The sequence below is a fragment of the Bacillus sp. SIMBA_008 genome (assembly GCF_046535495.1).
GTDB classification, from domain to species: Bacteria; Bacillota; Bacilli; order Bacillales; family Bacillaceae; genus Bacillus; species Bacillus subtilis.
The window spans coordinates 1-237 of the sequence record NZ_JAWRWL010001241.1 but is presented as its reverse complement, the minus strand read 5'-3'; the positions used below and the strand labels follow the sequence as shown (position 1 = coordinate 237).

The 237-nt window shown below is 43.9% G+C and carries 1 pseudogene; it reads right to left on the bottom strand.

The window, feature by feature from the left end:
- Window positions 1-237: pseudogene (locus SB658_RS27405) on the bottom strand (DNA topoisomerase); the annotation flags it as partial.

The window sequence follows — 237 nt, the reverse complement described above, 5'->3', positions numbered from 1 at the left end:
GTCGATGGTCTTCCAATTCCAAGCTCTTCAAGTGTTCTTACTAGACGAGCCTCTGTATAGCGCGGCGGAGGTTGTGTAAAGTGTTGCTTCGGTTCTAAATCCTTCGAAAATACCGTTTCCCCTACTTCTAAAGGTGGCAACATTTTATCCTTTTCTTCAGCCCCGTCATCTTTCGACTCTACATACACTTTCATAAATCATGGAAACTTTACAACCGATCCACTTGCACGGAACTGA